Source organism: Streptomyces sp. WM4235, assembly GCF_001279725.1.
Classification (GTDB): domain Bacteria; phylum Actinomycetota; class Actinomycetes; order Streptomycetales; family Streptomycetaceae; genus Streptomyces.
In genome coordinates, this window is sequence record NZ_LGDE01000419.1 from 1 (window position 1) to 216 (window position 216).

General features: G+C 54.6%; 1 rRNA gene. It reads right to left on the reverse strand.

The window, feature by feature from the left end:
* Positions 1-216: ribosomal RNA gene (locus ADK55_RS24280) — 23S ribosomal RNA — on the reverse strand; the annotation flags it as partial.

Below are 216 nucleotides of genomic sequence, written 5' to 3' on the forward strand. Positions count from 1 at the left end.
ATTCGGACTCGCTTTCGCTACGGCTTCCCCACACGGGTTAACCTCGCTACACACCGCTAACTCGCAGGCTCATTCTTCAAAAGGCACGCAGTCACGACGCATTGAGTAAACTCAATGCGCGACGCTCCCACGGCTTGTAGGCACACGGTTTCAGGTACTATTTCACTCCGCTCCCGCGGTACTTTTCACCATTCCCTCACGGTACTATCCGCTATC